At 72.8% G+C, this 19581-nt stretch carries 14 protein-coding genes; 10 read left to right on the top strand and 4 right to left on the bottom strand.

The window, feature by feature from the left end; genetic code table 11:
* Positions 1–8: 8 nt before the first annotated feature.
* The 6 genes from PO879_RS04760 to PO879_RS04785 all read left to right on the top strand — a co-directional run bounded on the left by PO879_RS04760 (position 9) and on the right by PO879_RS04785 (position 6486).
* Positions 9–998, top strand: a complete 990-nt coding sequence (locus PO879_RS04760; protein ID WP_278236783.1) for a PIG-L family deacetylase — start codon at positions 9–11, stop codon at positions 996–998.
* A 10-nt stretch (positions 999–1008) separates the two neighbouring features.
* Positions 1009–1422 (top strand): DUF6113 family protein, encoded by a 414-nt coding sequence (locus tag PO879_RS04765; protein WP_278236784.1) that lies wholly within the window; start codon positions 1009–1011, stop codon positions 1420–1422.
* Positions 1423–1521: 99 nt separating this feature from the next.
* Positions 1522–3660: a VanW family protein gene (locus PO879_RS04770; RefSeq protein ID WP_278236785.1), complete on the top strand. Its 2139-nt coding sequence runs from the start codon at positions 1522–1524 to the stop codon at positions 3658–3660.
* Entirely contained in the window at positions 3660–4550 is an 891-nt protein-coding gene (locus PO879_RS04775) for a hypothetical protein (RefSeq protein ID WP_278236786.1), read from the top strand. Before PO879_RS04770 ends, PO879_RS04775 begins: the two co-directional genes overlap by 1 nt.
* Positions 4547–5479: a prephenate dehydratase domain-containing protein gene (locus PO879_RS04780; RefSeq protein WP_278236787.1), complete on the top strand. Its 933-nt coding sequence runs from the start codon at positions 4547–4549 to the stop codon at positions 5477–5479. Before PO879_RS04775 ends, PO879_RS04780 begins: the two co-directional genes overlap by 4 nt.
* Entirely contained in the window at positions 5476–6486 is a 1011-nt protein-coding gene (locus PO879_RS04785; RefSeq protein WP_278236788.1) for a prephenate dehydrogenase/arogenate dehydrogenase family protein, read from the top strand. The genes PO879_RS04780 and PO879_RS04785 overlap by 4 nt, the downstream gene beginning before the upstream one ends.
* A gap of 55 nt (positions 6487–6541) precedes the next feature.
* Here PO879_RS04785 and PO879_RS04790 read toward each other — a convergent pair whose 3' ends face one another.
* Positions 6542–6841, bottom strand: coding sequence for a hypothetical protein (locus tag PO879_RS04790; RefSeq protein WP_278236789.1), 300 nt, complete (start codon positions 6839–6841; stop codon positions 6542–6544).
* 72 nt (positions 6842–6913) lie between these two features.
* Here PO879_RS04790 and fdxA point away from each other — a divergent pair, with 72 nt between their 5' ends.
* The 3 genes from fdxA to PO879_RS04805 all read left to right on the top strand — a co-directional run bounded on the left by fdxA (position 6914) and on the right by PO879_RS04805 (position 9861).
* The gene (gene fdxA / locus PO879_RS04795) at positions 6914–7231 is read left to right on the top strand and encodes a ferredoxin (protein WP_278236790.1); all 318 of its coding nucleotides are present in this window, start codon (positions 6914–6916) and stop codon (positions 7229–7231) included.
* Between the two features lie 11 nt (positions 7232–7242).
* Positions 7243–8388 (top strand): succinyldiaminopimelate transaminase, encoded by a 1146-nt coding sequence (gene dapC, locus PO879_RS04800; RefSeq protein WP_278236791.1) that lies wholly within the window; start codon positions 7243–7245, stop codon positions 8386–8388.
* Between the two features lie 171 nt (positions 8389–8559).
* Positions 8560–9861 (top strand): citrate synthase, encoded by a 1302-nt coding sequence (locus PO879_RS04805; RefSeq protein ID WP_278236792.1) that lies wholly within the window; start codon positions 8560–8562, stop codon positions 9859–9861.
* Positions 9862–10057: 196 nt separating this feature from the next.
* Here PO879_RS04805 and PO879_RS04810 read toward each other — a convergent pair whose 3' ends face one another.
* Both PO879_RS04810 and dapD read right to left on the bottom strand, forming a co-directional pair.
* Positions 10058–10951 carry a hypothetical protein gene (locus PO879_RS04810; RefSeq protein WP_278236793.1) on the bottom strand — a complete coding sequence of 298 codons (894 nt, stop codon included), beginning with the start codon at positions 10949–10951 and terminating at the stop codon, positions 10058–10060.
* Positions 10951–11919: a 2,3,4,5-tetrahydropyridine-2,6-dicarboxylate N-succinyltransferase gene (dapD, locus tag PO879_RS04815; protein ID WP_278236794.1), complete on the bottom strand. Its 969-nt coding sequence runs from the start codon at positions 11917–11919 to the stop codon at positions 10951–10953. Before dapD ends, PO879_RS04810 begins: the two co-directional genes overlap by 1 nt.
* A 72-nt stretch (positions 11920–11991) precedes the next feature.
* Here dapD and dapE point away from each other — a divergent pair, with 72 nt between their 5' ends.
* Positions 11992–13104 (top strand): succinyl-diaminopimelate desuccinylase, encoded by a 1113-nt coding sequence (gene dapE / locus PO879_RS04820; protein ID WP_278237454.1) that lies wholly within the window; start codon positions 11992–11994, stop codon positions 13102–13104.
* 95 nt (positions 13105–13199) lie between these two features.
* Here the strand turns inward: dapE and PO879_RS04825 are convergent, their stop codons facing one another.
* The gene (locus PO879_RS04825; protein ID WP_278236795.1) at positions 13200–19331 is read right to left on the bottom strand and encodes a prealbumin-like fold domain-containing protein; all 6132 of its coding nucleotides are present in this window, start codon (positions 19329–19331) and stop codon (positions 13200–13202) included.
* Positions 19332–19581 lie beyond the last annotated feature (250 nt).

Consider the following 19581-nt stretch of genomic DNA (forward strand, 5'->3'; position numbering starts at 1 on the left):
CCCTGCCGATGCAGGACGCGGGGGAGACCTCGACGGCGGCGGCCCGCCCGGCCGACCCGTCGGTCGGGCCGCTGGTCGCGGTCCACGCGCACCCGGACGACGAGACGCTGGCCACCGGCGCGCTGCTGGCCGCCTGGACGGCCGCCGGAGCGGCGGCGACGGTGGTCACGTGCACGCGCGGCGAGCGCGGCGAGGTCATCGACACCGTCGCGCACCCGACGGGTCTCGCGCACCTCGAGGGCGACGGCCCGGCGCTCGCCGTCCACCGCGAGCGGGAGCTGGCGGCCGCGCTCGAGGCGCTCGGCGTGCCCGACCACGTGTTCCTCGACACCGTGCCGCCCGTGACGCCCCCCGCGAGCACGTCGGGCCGCTTCGAGGACTCGGGCATGGCCTGGGTGGCCCCCGGCATCGCCGGTCCGGCGCCGGACTCCGGACCGGCGGCGCTGAGCCGGGTGCCGCTCGAGGCCGCCGCGTCCCGCCTCGCCGCGGTGCTGCGCGACCGTCGTCCGGCCGTCGTGGTGACCTACGAGGCGGGCGGCGGGTACCGCCACCCCGACCACGTGCGCACCTACGAGCTGACCGTGCGGGCCCTCGAGCTCGCCGCCGACCCGGCCGCCGACGTCGTCGGGGAGCCCTGGACGGTCCCGGAGCGCTGGGAGGTCGTGGCCCCGGCCGACCGGTGGCGCGCCGCGCGCGCCGCGCTGTCCACCGCCCCGGACGCGGTGCGGCTGGCCCGCGCGGCGGACCTGACGCTGCCCGACCCGGACGCGGACCCGCCGCCGCTCGTCGTGGACCCCGCGGAGCTCGCCCGCGACGAGGTGGTCTCGGTCGCGGTGGAGCCGGTCCTGGACCGTCTGCTCGCCGCGCTGGCCGCCCACGCCACGCAGGTCCAGCACGTCGCCGCCGTCTCCCTGCCGGGCGTCGTGGCGCACTACGCCCTGAGCAACGGCGAGCTCGCGCCCGTGCTCGCCGCGTCCACCGCCCGCGTGCGCCGGTAAGGTCTGTCCGGTGATCCCCACCCCGCCCCACCACTCCCCGAGTGCACCGCGCCGCAGCGGGGTGCTGCTGGTCGTCTGGCGACTGGTCCTCGGCCTGCTGCTCGGCGGGGTCGTCGGGCTCATCGGCACCGTCGGTCACCGCATGGCGTGGTGGGACCTGCCGCTCGGCCTCGCGCTCGCGCTCGCCCTGACGCTCTCCGCGGCCGTGCTCTGCCGCGCGTGGGCCGGCGTCGGCACGCTGCTCGCCTGCGGTGCGGGCTGGCTGGTGACCGTGCAGCTCCTCGCCGCCGAGGGCCCGGGCGGCGACGTCCTGGTCCCGGCCGACACCGTCGGGTACGTGTGGACGTACGGGGGGCTGCTCCTCTTCGCCGTCGCGGCGTTCCTGCCGCGACGGTGGTTCGTGGACGACGCCGACGCCGGGTGACCTGCGCCGAGTAGGATGCCTACTCGCGTGGCGTCCGCCGCGTCCAGGACGTCCCGGGGGTCGTGGGGCCCCCACGAGAGACCAGCACGGAGCGTGTCGATGGGCCAGCCGACCGAGGGTGACGACCAGGTGCGCGCGTCGCAGAACTCGGCCTCGTCGCCGGGCGACGCCCCCGCCGCCGGGGACAGCCCGTACGAGCCTGCGGTGCGGGCCTGGGAGGAACCGGACGCCGGCGACGCCTCGCCCGCCGGGACCGCGGGCTCCCCGTCCGCCGGGACGCCGGACGCGCCCGCGCAGGACGCGCCGGAGGACCCGGACGTCCCCTACGAGCCCAGCGTGCGCGCCTGGGAGCAGCCCCGTTCCGTGGCCACCGTGCGGGCACCGTCCAGCACGCCCCCCGCCGCCCCGACCGAGGCCATCCCGGCGGTGTCCGCGACGTCCGCCGCCGGCGCCGGGAGCCCGGCCGGCGAGCAGTCCCCGGCGGTCCCGCCGTCGGACGGTGGCGCGACCCCCCTGGAGGGCCTGCAGGGTGATGGTGCGCCGAGCCGCACCCCGAAGGTGCTGCTCGGCGCCCTGGCCGGGGTCGTCGTCCTCGCGGGCCTGTACGTGGGCGCGCAGTGGCTGGTCGCCGACAGCGTGCCGAAGGGCACCACCGTGGCGGGTGTCGACATCGGCGGCCTGCCCACGGCCGAGGCCGTGACGGCCCTGGACGAGGGCCTCGGCCCCCGCGCCGCCGAGCCGGTCACCGTCCGCGCCGGCGAGTCCACGAGCACGATCGACCCGGCCGAGGCGGGGCTGAGCCTCGACTCCGCCGGCACGGTGGAGGACCTGACCGGTTTCACCCTGGACCCGTCGCGGCTGCTGGAGCACCTCGTCGGCGGCGACGAGGTGCCCCCGGTGGTGGGTGTCGACCGCCCCACGCTGCGGACCGCCGTCGGCGGCGTGGCCCAGTCGTTGGCGACCGAGCCCGTCGACGGCACGGTCCGGTTCGCCGACGGCGAGGCCGTGGCGACCGAGGCGGCCGCGGGCACGCAGGTCGTCCAGGACGCCGCCGACGACGCGATCGTCTCCGCCTGGCTGGTGACCGACGGACCCGTCGACCTGCCGACCGAGCCGGTCGAGCCGACGATCGACCAGGCGGACACCGACGCCGCCCTGGCCGAGGCCGAGGAGGTCGTCTCGGGGCCGGTGACCGTGGAGGTCGACACCCAGAACCCGGAGCTCCCGGCGCGCGTGCTGGCCCGGTCCACGTCGTTCGTGCCGCAGGACGGCGCTCTGGTGGCGCAGTTCGACGGCGACCGGCTGACGTCCGCGATCGTCGAGCGGACGAACGACCTGCTGCGCGAGCCGAACGACGCCCACTTCGAGTTCTCCGGCGGCGAGCCGGTCATCGTCGGCGGGGAGGCGGGCACCACCCTCGACCCCGAGCAGGTCGCCTACGCCGTCGGCGGCGCCGCGCTGTCTCCCGGACGTGCCACGCAGGTCGAGCTCGTCGAGGAGGACCCGGAGGACACGCGGGCCTCGCTGGAGGAGCTGGGCGTGCAGGAGGTCGTCTCGGAGTTCTCCACGCCGCTGACCAGCGAACCCGTGCGCACCAGGAACCTCGTGCGCGGCGCCGAGCTGGTCAACGGCACCCTGGTGCGCCCGGACGAGACGTTCTCCCTCATCGACACGCTCTCGCCCATCGAGGTCTCCAACGGCTACTTCGCCGCCGGCGTGGTGAGCAACGGCGTGCACGTCGACGCCGTCGGCGGCGGGCTGTCGCAGATGGCCACCACCAGCTACAACGCGGGCTTCTTCGCGGGCTTCGACGACGTCGAGCACCGTCAGCACAGCTACTGGTTCAGCCGCTACCCGGCGGGGCGCGAGGCCACGATCTACGTCGGCGCGATCGACATGAAGTTCCGCAACGACACCCCGTACGGGGCGCTGCTGCAGAGCTACGTCTCCGGCGGGCGGCTGCACGTCAAGATCTGGTCGACGGAGTACTACGACGTCGAGACCTCCGACTCCGGCAGGCAGGAGGTCGAGCCGGTCTCCGAGGTCGACATGTCCAGCAGCCCCGACTGCGAGCCCTACCCGGGCGGGCAGCCCGGGTTCGCCATCACCGTGTACCGCAAGGTGTACCTCGACGGCGACCTGGTCAAGGACGAGTCCGACTTCTGGCGGTACAAGCCGGACGACGCGGTGACCTGCACCCCGCCGGAGCAGGAGAACGACGAGGACGGGGACGACTGATGCTCGGGCGGATCTCCCGCGAGTCGTCGGCGCACGCCGCGCTCGCCGCGCACGACGCCGGCTGGTCCGGCGTGGCCGCGGGGTCGGCGGTGATCTCCGCGGTCCCCGACGAGTCGACCGAGCTGCTCGACCTCGGCACGATGCCCCAGGCGCTGGCGACGGTGGCCGGCATCGACGACCTGGCCGCCGTCGTGCACCTCGGTCACCCGGAGCAGCCCTCGCCCGCCCTGGAGCAGGCGCTGCTCGACGGCGACCCGCGGCTGATCGTCACCGCCGCCGCCACCGTGGGGACCCAGTGGGTCTGGGTCGCGCCGCCGGGCGTGGTCGGCGGACAGGTCGTGGTCGACGAGGCGGGCATGCGCGACTGCGCCGACGTGCTGCGCAGCATGGGCGTCAGCCCGCGCCTCGTGCCGACGGCGACGCCCGTGGCCGAGCGCGCGGCCCTGGCGGGGGAGCAGGGCTCGCTCGTGCTGGAGCGCTCCCGGGTGCCGGCCGGGTGGACCGAGGTCCCCGGCAGCGAGCACCTGGGCGAGCAGCCCCCGGTCTGGTACGGGCTGCTCGAGGCGCGGGGCGCCTGGCCGCAGTTCTCCGCCCCCGCCCAGGTCTGGCTGGCGTTCGGGCCGAGCGACGACCACCGCGGTTCCCTGCGCCAGACGCTGGGCCTCCTCGCCGACGCGGGGGTGGACCTGCAGCACCTGCGCAGCCACCCCTCGACCTACGGTCCGCACGTGTTCTTCAGCTCCTTCCGCTGCCCGGACGTGGCGGTGCTCGACGCCCTGGTCGCCGAGCTGGACGCCCGGTCGGTGTCGCACCGCACGCTGGCGGTCCTGCCGGGCGACCGGTTCGCGCCCGGACCGGAGGCGCTCACCCCCCGGTGGGTCGGCGCGTGAGGGTCGCCTACCTGGGGCCGGAAGGCACCTTCACCCACCAGGCCGCCCGCTGGTGGACGGACCGCGCCGACGCGGGGGCCGACGTCGTGCCCTGCGCGGACGTGCCGGCCGTGCACGACGCGGTGGCCTCGGGGCAGGCCGCCGTCGGTGTGGTGGCGATCGAGAGCTCGGTGGAGGGCTACGTCGTGCCGTCGGTCGACGCCCTCCTGGCCAGCGCGGACGTGGTCGCCGTGGACGAGGTCGTCCTGGACATCACCTTCGACGCGTTCGTGCGTCCCGGCCACGGCGAGCTCGTCGAGGCGACGGCGCACCCGCACGGCCTGGCGCAGTGCGCCCGCTTCGTCGCGGCGCGCGGCCTGACGCCCGTGCCCGCCGCGTCGAACGCGGCCGCCTGCCGGGACGTGCGGGACCACCAGGTGGCCTTGGGGCCGCCCCTGTGCGGCGAGCTGTACGGGCTGGACACCCTTGCGGAGTCCGTGGCGGACTTCGCCGGCGCCCGGACCCGGTTCCTCGTCCTGGACCGCCGGGACCGTGCCCGCGACCGGCTCGGGGCAGGGCACGACGGCGCGACGTGGCGCACGATGCTGGCGGTCACGCCGACCATCACGGGTCCGGGGGTGCTGGCCCGCGTCACCGACGCCTTCGCCGTGCGCGGGGTCAACATGTCGAGCCTGGTCACCCGGCCGCTCAAGGCGCGCGAGGGGCAGTACGTGTTCGTCGTGACCCTCGACGCCGCCCCGTGGGAGCCGGCCGTGCGCGACCTGTTCGGCGACCTGCTGGCCGCCGGCGACGCGCTGAAGGTGCTCGGCGCCTACCCCGCGGCGCCGGGGGAGGGCGGTCTCGACGGTGCGCTGGCGGACGAGGCCCCGACGGGGTCGGTGCGCGCCGGCGACCCGGACGAGGTCGTGGACCAGGGGCTGCTGTGGTGACCGGGACGCGGACGCCGCCGCACGGCCGGGTCGCCGTCGTCGGGCTGGGCCTGATCGGCGGGTCCCTGGCGCGCCTGCTCGCGGCGCGCGGGGCGGACGTCGTGGCGACCGACGCCTCCCCGTCCGCGCGTGCGGCGGCCCGGCGGGCCGGACTGGCGGTGACGGACGACGTCGCGGGCTGTGTCGACGCCGCCGACCTCGTGGTGCTGGCCGTGCCGCTGCGGGCGATGACGACGGTGGCCGAGCACGTGGCCGCGCACGCACCGGCGACGGCGACCGTCACGGACGTCGGCAGCGTCAAGAGCCCCGTGCGGGCCGCGGTCGCCGCGGCCGGCCTCGCCGCGCGGTACGTCGGCGCGCACCCCATGGCCGGGACCGAGCACAGCGGGTTCGACGCCTCCGACGTCGCGCTGCTCGACGGTGTCGTGTGGGCGGTGACGGTGGACGACGCCGTGGCGGTCGACCCGGACCGGGTCGCCACGGTGCTCGCGTGGGTCACGGGGGTGTGCGCGGGCCGCGCGGTGGTGCTCACGGACGACGTGCACGACGAGGCGGCCGCCCTGGTCAGCCACGTGCCGCACGTCGTGGCGACCCAGCTCCTCAACGCGGTGGCCGGCGCGCCGGTCGGGCCGGTGGCGCGTCTGCTGGCGGCGGGCAGCTTCCGGGACGGCACGCGGGTCGCTCTGACGGACCCGGCCCGCACGGAGGCGATGGTGACCGAGAACGCGGCCTGGGTGGCGCCCGCGCTCCGCAAGGTGGTGCGCGACCTCGAGCTCGTGGTGCACCGGCTGGAGTCGAACGCCTCGGTGCACGACTTCTTCCACGCCGCGGACGACCTGCGCGTCGAGCGTCGTGCCGCAGCCGGTTCCCCGGCCCCTGCGCCGGGGCCGTCCGAGACGCTGGCCCGGGGCGCGGGGTGGCCCGCTCTGCTCGTGGAGCGGTGCACCGGCGGCGCCGTCGTGACCGGTCTGGACGGGCGGGCGATCCACCTGACGCCGTCGCCCTGACGTCGTCGGCCCGACGCCGTCGGCCCGACGCCGCCGACCCGGGCCGCGGCGTGGGTCAGTCGGACCTGCGGGGCGGTCGGCGCTCGGGCCGCGGCGGCAGCACCCGCGTGGCCTCGATCTCCTCAGCCTCGATGCGGACCTCGGTCCCCGCACCCGGCGCCGACGGCCGCGCGGGGTCACGGCGGAGCGTGACGCCCGACGTGTCGGACGTCACCACCAGGCCGATGACGTCCGTGGACCGTTTCCCGCTGCGCCGGGTCTCCTCGGCCGAGAGCCGACGCCGCACGACGACCCGGGTCCCGGCCGTCCAGTCTCGCCAGGCGGACGATCCGCCGGCGGCGTGCGAGATTCTCACGTGAGCGATACTAGAGTGAGCCCCCGAAAGACCGGAGCAGCCGCTCCGCCGATCCCCTGGAAGGGAACTGCAGTGACCTACGTGATCGCTCAGCCGTGCGTCGACCTCAAGGACAAGGCGTGCATCGAGGAGTGTCCCGTGGACTGCATCTACGAGGGGTCGCGCTCGCTGTACATCCACCCGGACGAGTGCGTGGACTGCGGCGCCTGCGAGCCGGTGTGCCCGGTCGAGGCCATCTACTACGAGGACGACGTCCCCGAGGAGTGGACCGACTACTACCGGGCGAACGTCGAGTTCTTCGACGACATCGGCTCCCCGGGCGGCGCGGCCAAGATGGGCGTCATCGAGAAGGACGACCCGATGATCGCCGCCCTGCCCCCGCAGGGCTGACGCGGGCCCCGATGGGTTTCGCCGACCTGCGCGACCTGCCCTACCCCTGGGACACCCTCGGTGACGTCCGTGCGACGGCCGCGGCGCACCCCGGCGGGATGGTGGACCTGTCCGTCGGGACGCCCGTCGACCCCACCCCGCGGGTCGTCCAGGACGCGCTGACGGCCGCCGCCGACGCTCCGGGCTACCCGACGACGCACGGCACCGCCGCGCTGCGCGAGACGGTCGTGGACTGGTTCGCGCGGCGCCGCGGCGTGCCGGGTCTCGACCCGGACGGCGTCATGCCGACGGTCGGGTCCAAGGAGCTGGTCGGGCTGCTGCCCTCCCTGCTGCGGCTCGGCCCCGGCGACGTCGTCGTCCACCCCGAGATCGCGTACCCCACCTACGACGTGGGGGCGCGGCTCGCGGGGGCCACCGCGCTGCCGGCCGACGACGTCGCCACCTGGGCCGGGCGCGAGGACGTCCGTCTGGTGTGGGTCAACTCGCCGTCCAACCCCACCGGTGCGGTGGCCGACGTCGAGCACCTGCGCGCCGTGGTGGCCGCGGCGCGCGAGACCGGCGCCGTCGTCGTGTCCGACGAGTGCTACGCCGAGCTCGCCTGGGACGAGCCGTGGGCCGGCGCGGACGGGGTCGGCCGGGTGCCGAGCCTGCTCGACCCGCGGGTCACGGACGGCTCGCTCGACGGCCTGCTCGTCGCCTACTCGGTCTCCAAGCAGTCGAACCTCGCCGGGTACCGGGCCGCCTTCGTCGCCGGGGACCCGCGGCTGGTCGCCGACCTGGTCTCCACCCGCAAGCACCTCGGGATGATCATGCCCGCGCCGGTGCAGGCCGCGCTCCGGGTCGCCCTGTCCGACGACGCCCACGTGGACGCCCAGCGCGAGCGGTACCGCCGGCGTCGGGACGCCCTGCTGCCGGCGCTGCACCAGGGCGGTTTCGCCGTCGACCACTCCGCGGCCGGTCTGTACCTGTGGACGCGTCCGGCCGACGCGGCGGACGCCGCGACGTCGCGGGACCTGGCCCGACGGTTCGCGCGGCTCGGCATCCTGGTCGGTCCCGGCGAGTTCTACGGGGCGGCCGGCGCGTCGCACGTGCGCGTGGCGTTGACCGCGTCGGACCAGGCCGTGACCGATGCTGTGGCGCGGATCACATCGTCTTGACGCGACGATTGGAACCGCATGGGATGAGGGGGGTAGTTTGACCTGCAGGCCGAGGCTGCTCTGTGGTGACACCGCCCAGGCGGGCACGTCAGGTAGTCCGTGACCATGCCACGAGTTCACGTGCCGGAGCCTCCGACGACGGAGGCCGAGGGCCCGTCAGGGAAGGAAGACATGACGTCCACCCAGCAGACCGCCACGGTCGAGCTCAGCGTCGACGGCACGAGCCGAGAACTGCCCGTGGTGCCGGCGACGGAAGGCAACGACGGGATCGTCGTGTCCTCCTTGCTCAAGGACACCGGCATGGTGACCGTCGACCCCGGGTTCACCAACACCGCCTCCTGCGAGTCCGCGATCACCTACATCGACGGCGGCCAGGGGATCCTGCGCTACCGCGGCTACCCGATCGAGCAGCTCGCCGACTCCTCGTCGTTCCTCGAGGTCTCGTACCTGCTCATCCACGGCGAGCTGCCGACCCCCGCCGAGCTCGAGGCGTTCACCGAGCGGATCAACCGGCACACCCTCGTGCCCGAGGCGTTCCGCACCTTCCTCGGCACCTTCCCGCGCGGCGGCCACCCCATGGCGATCATGGCCTCGGCGGTCAACGCGCTGGCGACCTACTACCCGGAGTCGCTCGACCCGCACGACGACGAGGCGGTCGAGCTCGCGACGGTCCTGATCCTCGCCAAGATCCGCACCATCACCTCCTACGTGCACCGGTCCATGCGTGACGAGCCGCTGCTCTACCCGGACGCGGCGCGCGGCTACGTCGACGACTTCCTGCGCATGACCTTCGCCCGCCCCTACGAGGAGTGGCAGGCCAACCCCACGCTCGTCTCGGCGATGGACAAGCTGCTCATCCTGCACGCCGACCACGAGCAGAACTGCTCGACGTCGACCGTTCGCGTCGTCGGCTCGTCCAACGCGACCCTGTACGCGTCGGTGTCGGCCGGCATCAACGCCCTGTCCGGCCCCTCGCACGGCGGTGCCAACGAGGCCGTGCTGCTCATGCTGGAGAACATCCGCTCCGGCGAGGACTCCGTCGAGACCTTCATGAAGAAGGTCAAGAACAAGGAGGACGGCGTCCGGCTCATGGGCTTCGGCCACCGGGTCTACAAGAGCTACGACCCGCGCGCCGCCATCGTCAAGAAGCACGCCGACGCCGTGCTCGACGAGCTGGGTGCCAAGGACGAGCTGCTCGACATCGCCCGGGGCCTCGAGGACATCGCGCTCAACGACGACTACTTCGTCGAGCGCAAGCTCTACCCGAACGTCGACTTCTACACGGGGCTCATCTACAAGGCCATGGGCTTCTCGCCGGCCATGTTCACCCCGCTGTTCGCGATGGGCCGGATGCCCGGCTGGATCGCCCAGTGGCGCGAGATGATGAAGGACCCGCAGACGAAGATCGGCCGTCCGCGGCAGATCTACACCGGGCCGACCGAGCGGGACTACGTGGCGCTCGACCAGCGCTGATCAGCCCGCGAGAGGGGGCACGCCCCACGGCGTCGCGTTCACGGTCGCTGCGCGACCTGCACTTCGCGACTGACGACGCCGTGGGGCGTGCCCCCTCTCGCCTGCGCGACCGGCGCGTGACCTGCACTTCGCGACTGACGACGCCGTGGGGCGTGCCCCCTCTCGCCTGCGCGGGTTAAGCGGTAGCCGGAGGGGGTCAGGCGGTGGGTTCGACGACCCGGACGCGGACGACACCGTCGCGCAGGCCGTTCTCGTCGGGGCCGAGGGCCGTCCAGGCGGCGGACTCGCGGGTCCAGACCCGGCCGTCGGCCCGGACCTCGACGGCTCCGGTGGCCTCCGCCGTCGCGACCGCCCAGTGGGCCACCGCCCAGGTCGACCGGGTCGTGTCGTCGTAGCGCAGTGCCGTCGCGTCGATCCTCGTCGTCGCGCCGTCGCCGCGGACCGTCCGGCCGTCGAGCCCGAGGTCGCGGTCGATCCGCTCGGCCACGGCGACGTGCGAGGCCTGCGGGTCCGCCGGCGGCACGTCGCAGGTGACCGAGCCGGGGGAGTGGCCCGTCAACGACGACGCCCAGGCCCGCGCGCGGGTCTCGTGCTGGGCGTACGCGTCGGGGAAGGCCGACCGCTGCACCGCCTGCGCGGCGACGGTGACCTCGGCGTCCTGCCAGCCCTCGACCTCGACGAGACCGTCGTAGAAGGCGTTGGTGGAGTACACCGGGTCCATGACCTGCTCCGGGGTGCCCCAGCCCTGCGAGGGTCGCTGCTGGAACAGGCCCAGCGAGTCCCGGTCGCCGTAGTCGATGTTGACCAGCCGGGACTCCTGCAGCGCCGTGGCCACCCCGATGGTCGCCGCCCGCGCGGGCAGGCCCCGACGGATCGTCGAGCCGACGATCAGGGCGGAGTTCTCCGCCTGCTCGGTCGTGAGCGGCCAGTCCGTGCCGTCGAGACGGGCGGTGCACCGCTCGGCGGCACGGGGACCGTCGTCGCGGGCCCACAGCAGGAGCAGCACCCCGAGGACGGCCGCGAGGCCGACGGTGAGCACCGCTCCGACGGCGCCGGCCGATCGCGCGGCCGAGCGCCGTCGTGCGGCCATCAGTTGGCGTGCAGCGCGGCGTTCAGCTCGACGCCGACACCCTGGCGCGTGAGCGCCTCGACGGCACCCGTGCGGGAGTTGCGGCGCAGGAGCAGACCGTCGCGGCCGGACAGGTCGCGGGCCTTGACCACGCGCGGCTCGCCCTCGTCACCCATCTCGTCGAGGACCGTCACCTTGGTCCCGGCGGTCACGTACAGACCGGCCTCGACCACGCAGTCGTCGCCGAGCGCGATGCCGAGACCGGCGTTGGCGCCGAGCAGGCAGCGCTCGCCGAGGGAGATGACCTCCTTGCCCCCGCCGGACAGCGTGCCCATGATCGAGGCGCCGCCGCCGACGTCGGACCCGTCGCCCACGACGACACCCGCGGAGATGCGGCCCTCGACCATGGAGGACCCCAGGGTGCCGGCGTTGAAGTTCACGAAGCCCTCGTGCATCACCGTCGTCCCCTCGGACAGGTGCGCCCCGAGGCGGACGCGGTCGGCGTCGGCGATGCGCACGCCGGTCGGCACCACGTAGTCGACCATGCGGGGGAACTTGTCCACGCCGTAGACCGTGACCGGGGCGTCCGTCGCGGCACGCAGCCGCAGGCGCGTCATCTCGAAGTCGGCGACCGCGCAGGGACCGCGCGACGTCCACACGACGTTGGTCAGCTTGCCGAAGATGCCCTCGACGTTGAGCCCGTGCGGCTGGACGAGCCGCGCGGAGATCAGGTGCAGGCGCAGGTAGGCGTCCGCGGTGTCCGCCGGCGGGGCGTCCAGGTCGATCTCGGTGCGCACCACCGAGACGTCGACGCGGCGGGCGTCGTCACGGCGCGTGAGCGCGGCGAGGTCGACGGGGACGTCGACGTCGTCCGGGGCCGTGCCGAGCGCGGGCGACGGGTACCAGACGTCGAGCGTGCTGCCGTCGTCGGCGACCGTGGCGAGGCCGAGGCCCCAGGCGGTACGGGGAGAGGTGCTGGGCGTCGTCATGGGCACCAGCCTATCCGCGAGAGGTGGCACGATGACGGGGTGACCGAAGCGCAGACACGACTTCCCGCGACCCTGACGGACCCCGCGACGCTCCCGAGCTCCGATCTCGTCGACCTGCTCGCCGCGATCTGCGACATCGAGTCTGTCTCGGGCGACGAGGCCGCACTCGCGGACGCTGTCGAGGCGCTGCTGGGCGACCAGCCGCACCTTGAGGTGCACCGCGACGGTGACGCCGTCGTCGCCCGCACCACGCTCGGGCGCGACCGCCGGGTCGTGCTCGCCGGCCACCTCGACACGGTGCCGCTGACCGACCCGCCCAACCTGCCGACGCGGCTGGCCGGTGAGGGTGACGACCGCGAGCTGTGGGGCCGGGGAACCGTCGACATGAAGGCCGGGGTCGCCGTCATGCTGGCGCTGGCCGTGGAGCTCGGGCGTCCTGGTGCAGCGCCGGTGGCGGACCTGACCTACGTGTTCTACGACCACGAGGAGGTCGAGGAGTCCAAGAGCGGGCTCAAGCGGCTCGCGCGGAACCGCCCGGACCTGCTGGCCGGGGACTTCGCCGTCCTCGGGGAACCGACGTCCGCCGACATCGAGGGAGGCTGTCAGGGCACGATCCGGGTCGACGTGACCACCCGCGGCGTGGCGGCACACTCGGCGCGGTCCTGGCGGGGCGAGAACGCCATCCACGGGGCCGCCCCGATCCTGACCCTCCTGTCCGGCTACGAGGCCGTGCAGGTCGAGGTCGACGGGCTGCTGTACCGCGAGGGCCTCAACGCCGTGGGCATCCGCGGCGGCATCGCCGGCAACGTCGTGCCCGACGCCTGCACCGTGACGGTCAACTACCGCTTCGCGCCGTCGCGCACGCTGGCGGAGGCCGAGCAGCACCTGCGGGAGCTGTTCGACGGCTACGAGGTCGTCGTCACCGACGCCTCGCCGGCCGCCCGGCCCGGACTCGACGACCCGCTCGCCGCCGAGTTCGTCGCCGCCGTCCTGGACCGGACCGGGGGAGCGCCGAAGCCCAAGTACGGCTGGACCGACGTGGCGCGCTTCGCCGAGCTCGGGATCCCCGCCGTGAACTTCGGCCCCGGCGACGCGCTGCTGGCCCACGCCGACGACGAGCGCGTGCGGGTCGCCGAGCTCGGCGTCTGCCGGGACGCCCTGCGGGCCTGGCTCGTGGGCGCGTAGCCGCACGCGAGCGACGCACCACGACCTGCTGACACGACGACGCCGGTGGTACCGCCCCGAGGGGCGGTACCACCGGCGTCGTCGGTGTCGGGGACTCAGCCCCGGGTGCGGCGACGGACGAACATCATCCCGGCACCGGTACCGATGAGCAGCAGCGCACCGATCGCGGCCAGGGCCGTGTTCGTGCCGGTCTGCGGCAGCGGCGGCTGCGGCGGCGTCACCGGGACGTCGCGGCAGACCTGGACGGACGCGCCGTCACGGTCGAGCTCGCGGGCCCCGTCGAGGAGGTAGGCCTCGTTGGTGACCAGCACGCAGCGGCCCTGCTCGACCGAGACGCTCTGGGCGACCGGAAACTCCGTGACGGCCCCGGCCGAATCGGCGTCGACCGTCCCGAGCAGCACGGGCGCGTAGTCCGGGACGATCCAGTCGTCCCAGACCTCCACCGACGTCGGACCGTTGTCCATCACGCTCGGGTCGATGTCGAGGGAGTCCGTGGCCTCGTCCTCACCGGCCTCGGCGGGCGTGTCGATGTGGTCCTGCGTCTGCGGGTAGGCCGCCAGGTCCCAGGTCACGGTCGCCTCGAGGGTGCCGACGAAGTCGTCGACGTTCTCGCAGGTGAGCGCCATCGCCGTCTCGCCCGGTCCGAACGAGTACTGGAGGCCGTCGGCGATCCCGTCGGCGTCCTCGGCGTCGACGAGGCAGGCGGAGTCCTCGAACGTCGCCACCACGGTGCCCGTCATCGCGTAGTCGTTCGGGTTGGACACCGTCACGGCCGCCGAGAGCGTGGCGTCGTCGAGGGTCGTCGGACCCTCCACCACCTGCACGACGAACTCGACCGTGGTCTCCTCCTGGTCGGCCGGCAGGGTGACCGGGTGCGTGCCCGGCTCCTTGTCGACCGTGAAGGTGCGGCTGACGTACTGCGTGCCCTCACCCTCGACCGTGATGTCCAGCGGCTCCCAGACCAGCGGGTCGATGAACTCGACCTCGGTCGTCTCGCCCTCGACGAGCTCGACGGACCGGGTGCGGTCCGCCGGGAGCAGGTAGCCCTCGGGCGCGACGGTCTCCTCGACCAGGTAGGTCCCGAAGTCGGCGATCTGCTCGACGGTGTACGTGCCGTCCTCGCCGGTCACGACCGTGAGGGGCTCCTCGGCGGCCGGGTCGAGCGGGTTCGGCGTGATCTCGAAGGTGGCTCCCTCGAGCTCCGTCTCGTCCTCGCCGACCTTGACGATGGTCAGCTCGGCGGGGGCGTCGCGGCAGATCGTCACCGAGGCGCTGGACTCGTCGATGCGCTCGCCGTCGGCGCCGGCGCCGGTCTCCACCAGGAAGGCGGTGTTGTCGACCTGGAGGCACTCACCCTGGGCGACCTCGAACTCCTTCGAGAAATCGAAGGGCGTCGTGTTGGCGCTGTCGATGGCGTCGACGGTGCCGAGGAGCTCCGGGTCGGCGTCGGGGTTGGTGATGTCGTCCCAGACGTCGACCGAGCGCAGGCCGTTGTCGGTGGTGGCCTCGGCCAGGTCGAGGGTGTCGGTAGCCGAGTCGGTCCCGGCATCGTCCGGGTTGTCGATGTGGTCCTGGGTCTGCGGGTACTCCGCGAGGTCCCAGGTCACGGTCGCCTCGACCTCGCCGAACAGCGGCGGGTTCGGGCAGTCGACCATCAGGACGGTGTCGCCGGAGGGGAACTCGTTCTCCCAGCCGTCCAGGTCGGTGCCCTCGAGGGTGCAGACGGTGCCGTCGAGGTCGACGTCCACCGTGCCGGTCACGGCGCCCGCGTTCGGGTTGGTGACCGTGACGGCGACCGACCGGGACGGGTCGGCCGACTCGTCCAGGACCGTGTCGCTCTCCATGACCTCGATCGTGTAGTTGATCGTGGCCGACTCCTCGTCGGCCCGCAGGTCGATCGTGGTGGCGTCGGCCTGCTTGTCGTCGGTCCAGGTTCGGGTGACGAACTGCTCGGCCGAGACCTCGACCGTCAGCGGCTCCCAGGCCAGCGGGTCGACGAAGGTGAGGGCCTCGTCGGACCCGGTGGCCAGGGTGACGACCTGGTCGCGGTCGGCGGGGAGCAGGTAGCCCTCGGGGGCGACCGTCTCGGTGACGGTGTACTCGCCGAAGTAGACGACGTCGGAGAAGGTGTACTCACCGGTCTCCCCGGTGCTGAACGTCAGCGGGTCGTCACCGGCCGGGTCGACCGGGTTCGGGCTGATGGTGAAGGTCGCACCGGCCAGCGGCTGCTGGTCCTCGTCGACCTTGAAGACGGTCAGGTCGGCGGGCGCCTCGCGGCACACGTCGACGACCTCGGTGGCGGAGTCGATCCGGTCTCCGTCGGCGCCCGCCTCGGCCTCGACGAGGTAGCCGTCGTTGACGACCTCCACACACTCACCGAGCGGGACGTCGATCTCCTGGCTGACGTCGAACGTGGTGGTGTTCGCGCTGCCGGTGGCGTCGACGGTGCCGAGGTACTCGGGCTCCGAGTCCGGGTTGACGAAGTCGTCCCAGACGTCGACCGAGAGCAGTCCGTTGTCGGTGGTCTCCTCGGCGAGGGCGAGGGTGTCGGAGGCCGAGTCGGTGCCGGCGTCGTCCGGGTTGTCGATGTGGTCCTGGGTCTGCGGGTAGTCCGCGAGGTCCCAGGTCACGGTCGCCTCGACCTCGCCGAACAGCGGCGGGTCGGGGCAGTCGACCGTCAGCACGGTCGCACCGGGGGCGAACTCGTTCTCCCAGCCGGCCAGGTCGGTGCCCTCGAGGGTGCAGACGGTGCCGTCGAGGTCGACGTCCACCGTGCCGGTCACGGCGCCCGCGTTCGGGTTGGTGACCGTGACGGTGACCGAGCGGGGCGAGGCCTCGGACTCGTCCAGGACCGTGTCGCTCTCGACGACCTCGATGGTGTAGTCGAGCGTGACCGACTCCTGGTCGGCCGGCAGCAGGACGGTGTCGTTGCCGTCGACCTGCTTGTCGTTGGTCCACGTCCGGGTGACGAACTGCCCGCCCGAGACGTCGACCGTCAGCGGCTGCCAGGCCAGCGGGTCGGTGAACTCGACCTCGGTGGTCTCGCCCTCGACGAGCTCGACGGTCTGCGTGCGGTCACCCGGCGGAGGCATGAGATAGCCGGACTCGGCCGGGACCGAGACCTCGGTGACGTCGTACTCGCCGAAGTCGGCGACCTGCTCGACGGTGTAGGTCCCGTCCTCGCCGGTGACGACCGTGAGGGGCTCCTCGGCGGCCGGGTCGAGTGGGTTCGGGCTCACCTCGAACGTGACGCCCGGGATCGGGGTCCCGTCCTCGCCGACCTTGACGATGGTCAGCTCGGCGGGGGCGTCGCGGCAGATCGTCACCGAGGCGCTGGACTCGTCGATGCGCTCACCGTCGGCGCCGGCATCCTCCTCGACCACGTAGGCGGTGTTGTCGACCTGGAGGCACTCACCCTGGGCGACCGTGAAATCCTTCGGGAACTGGAAGGTGCTGGTGTCGGCGCTGCCGGTGGCGTCGACGGTACCGAGGTACTCGGGCTCCGAGTCCGGGTTGGTGAAGTCGTCCCAGACGTCGACCGAGAGCAGTCCGTTGTCGGTGGTGGCATCGGCGAGGTCGAGGGTGTCGGTGGCCGAGTCGGTTCCGGCGTCGCCTGGGTTGTCGATGTGGTCCTGGGTCTGCGGGTAGTCCGCCAGCTCCCAGGTCACGGTCGCCTCGACCTCGCCGAACAGCGGCGGGTTCGGGCAGTCGAGCTGCAGGACGGTCTCGCCGGAGGGGAACTCGTACGACAGCTCGTCGGCGTCGTCGCCCTCGAGCGTGCAGACGGCGCCGTCGAGGTCGACGTCCAGCGTCCCGGTCACGGCGCCCGCGTTCGGGTTGGTGACCGTGACGCTGACCGACCGGGACGGGTCGGCCGACTCGTCCAGGACCGTGTCGCTCTCCATGACCTCGATCGTGTAGTTGATCGTGGCCGACTCCTCGTCGGCCCGCAGGTCGATGGTGGTCTGGTCGGCGGACTTGTCGTTCGTCCACGACCGGGTGACGAACTGCGAGGCGGTCAGGTCCAGCTCCAGCGGCTCCCAGGCCAGCGGGTCGACGAAGGTGAGGGACTCGTCGGCGCCCGGCTCGAGCGTGACGACCTGGTCGCGGTCGGCGGGGAGCAGGTAGCCCTCGGGGGCGACCGTCTCGGTGACGGTGTACTCACCGAAGTAGACGACGTCGGAGAAGGTGTACTCACCGGTCTCCCCGGTGCTGAACGTCAGCGGGTCGTCACCGGCCGGGTCGACCGGGTTCGGGCTGATGGTGAAGGTCGCGCCCGGCAGGAGCAGACCGTCGGAGTTCGCCTTGAGGATGGTCAGGTCCGCCGGGTTCTCGCGGCAGACGGTCACGACCTCCTGGGCCTCGTCGATCCGGTCGCCGTCGGCGCCGGCCCCGGTCTCGACGATGTAGCCGTCGTTGACGACCTGGATGCACTCGCCGAGGCCGACGTCGATCACCTGGGTGACGTCGAACGTGGTGGTGTTCTCGGCCCCGGTGGCCACGACCGTCCCGAGGAGCTCGGGCTCGAGGTCGGGGTTGACGAAGTCGTCATAGACGTCCACGGACTGCACGCCCTCGTCGGTCACGGTGGCGGTGATCTCGACCGAGTCGCCGGCGGAGTCGGTGCCCGCGTTGTCGGGGTCGTCGATGTGGTCCTGGGTCTGCGGGTAGTCGCCCAGGTCCCAGGTCACGGTCGCCTCGACGGTGCCGTCGAGGGGAGGGTTCGGGCAGGTGACGTCGAAGCCGGTGAAGTCCGGGCCGAAGTCGAGCTGCAGCCCGTCGGTCACCGGGTCGACGTCCACGGCTCCGTCGACGGTGCAGGCCTGGCCGTCGATCGTGACGTCGAGCGTGCCGACGACGTTCTCCGCGTTGGGATTGTCCACCACGACCTCGATGGCGCGGGACTCGTCGGTGACCTCTTCGGCGCTCTCGGAGACCTCGATGGTGTACTCGAGCTCCACCGACGACTGGTCGGCCGGCAGGTCGATCTGGTCCTCGCCGTCGACCTGCTTGTCGTTGGTCCACGTCCGGGTGATGAACTGCTCGGCCGATCCGTCGACGTCGATCTCCAGGGGCTCCCACGGAGTCGGGTCGACGAAGGTCAGCGAGGCCGACTCACCGGCGTCGATGGTGATCGTCTGGTCGCGGTCGGCGGGCAGGAGGTAGTTGCTCGGCGCCTCGGTCTCGGTGACGGTGAACTCGGTGCCCCAGAACTCTTCACCGATCGTCTCGAACGTGTAGGTGCCGTCCTCACCGGTGGTGAACTCCAGCGGGTCGGGGCCTTCACCCGTCGGGTTCGGGGTGATCTCGAAGGTCGCACCCGGCAGCGGGACGCCGTCCTCGCTCTCCTTGATGATCGTCAGGTCCGAGCACAGGCTCGGCACGTCGATCGTTCCGACGGCGTAGTCCTTGATGGCGCTCGTGTCGCCGTTGAAGTTGCCCTCCTGCGACCGCATGTGCAGGCCGGCGAAGCCATTGCTGGGGCAAAGCCCGCCGATGCCGAGTTCCGTGAGATTGAACTTCATCTCGACGAATCGGTTGATCGGGATGTTGCCGCTGTCGTTGACGTTGGGGGAGTCGAAGAAGTCTGCGATCGGCGCGAGGTTGGCCCTGACGTCGAATCCGGAGCAGTCGGGTCCGGTCGTCCAGGCACCGCCGCTCCACACGTCGACCGTCTGGCAGGCCAGCCCTCGGATGCCACGGTCACCGATGGAGATGCGCAGGTCGCCGTCCGTGCGGGTCGGGACGATGCCGCTCTGCTCGAGCTGGTTGAGCTCGATGTAGTACCGGCCGGTGCCCGTCCCGCTTCCGCGGTCGAAAGCGAGGAAGAGCCACTGGTCGAGCGTGGCGTCCTCGATGTCGGAGTACACCAGCACGTTGCCGATGTCGGACTTGCCCGAGGCGTTGCCGTCGGAACCCTCTAGCCAGACGGGGTAGTCGCTCTCGCTCGTCCCCTCCCCGAAAGTGGAGGTGTCGGCGTTGCCGACGGGATCGCGGACGACGTCGAAGTTGTCGTCACCGACAGTGAGATCTTCCCAGTCGAAGCCCCCGTTGTTGACCTGGTTGCGGTCGATCTCGAAGTCGCTGCCGACGGCCTGTGCACTGGTGCCCAGGGCGACGACGGACCCGAGGGCGAGCGTCGTGGCCGTGAACGCGGCGAGAGGCCGGAAGAACCGGCCTCTGGGTCGAATGTTCGCGGCGTCGCGGGTCGATTTCCTGCTGCGCATCCAAGATCCCCTGTCCGATATGTCGTAGGCCCAGATTCAACAGGCACGACAAAGCATCACGTCCGCGGGGAGCCTATCCGCGTCCTTCACAGATCGGACAGGGTTTCGCCCATAAATCACCCGCTCCCGTCACAACGTGATCTGTCCGTGACCCGACCATGTGTCCGCACCCCGACACGACGGGTACCGATCGCACCACCGGATGGGCGACGACGCCGGTGGCACCACCCCGCGGGACGGTGCCACCGGC

The organism is Isoptericola sp. AK164, from assembly GCF_029643425.1.
Classification (GTDB): Bacteria; Actinomycetota; Actinomycetes; order Actinomycetales; family Cellulomonadaceae; genus Isoptericola; species Isoptericola haloaureus.

Excerpts from the sequence above, each read along its gene's own strand:
- PO879_RS04760 (WP_278236783.1), top strand. The coding sequence starts at position 9 with ATGCAGGACGCGGGGGAGACCTCGACGGCGGCGGCCCGCCCGGCCGAC.
- PO879_RS04770 (WP_278236785.1), top strand. The coding sequence starts at position 1,522 with ATGGGCCAGCCGACCGAGGGTGACGACCAGGTGCGCGCGTCGCAGAAC.
- PO879_RS04775 (WP_278236786.1), top strand. The coding sequence starts at position 3,660 with ATGCTCGGGCGGATCTCCCGCGAGTCGTCGGCGCACGCCGCGCTCGCC.
- dapC (WP_278236791.1), top strand. The coding sequence starts at position 7,243 with ATGGGTTTCGCCGACCTGCGCGACCTGCCCTACCCCTGGGACACCCTC.
- PO879_RS04805 (WP_278236792.1), top strand. The coding sequence starts at position 8,560 with ATGACGTCCACCCAGCAGACCGCCACGGTCGAGCTCAGCGTCGACGGC.
- PO879_RS04810 (WP_278236793.1), bottom strand. The coding sequence starts at position 10,951 with ATGGCCGCACGACGGCGCTCGGCCGCGCGATCGGCCGGCGCCGTCGGA.
- dapD (WP_278236794.1), bottom strand. The coding sequence starts at position 11,919 with ATGACGACGCCCAGCACCTCTCCCCGTACCGCCTGGGGCCTCGGCCTC.
- PO879_RS04825 (WP_278236795.1), bottom strand. The coding sequence starts at position 19,331 with ATGCGCAGCAGGAAATCGACCCGCGACGCCGCGAACATTCGACCCAGA.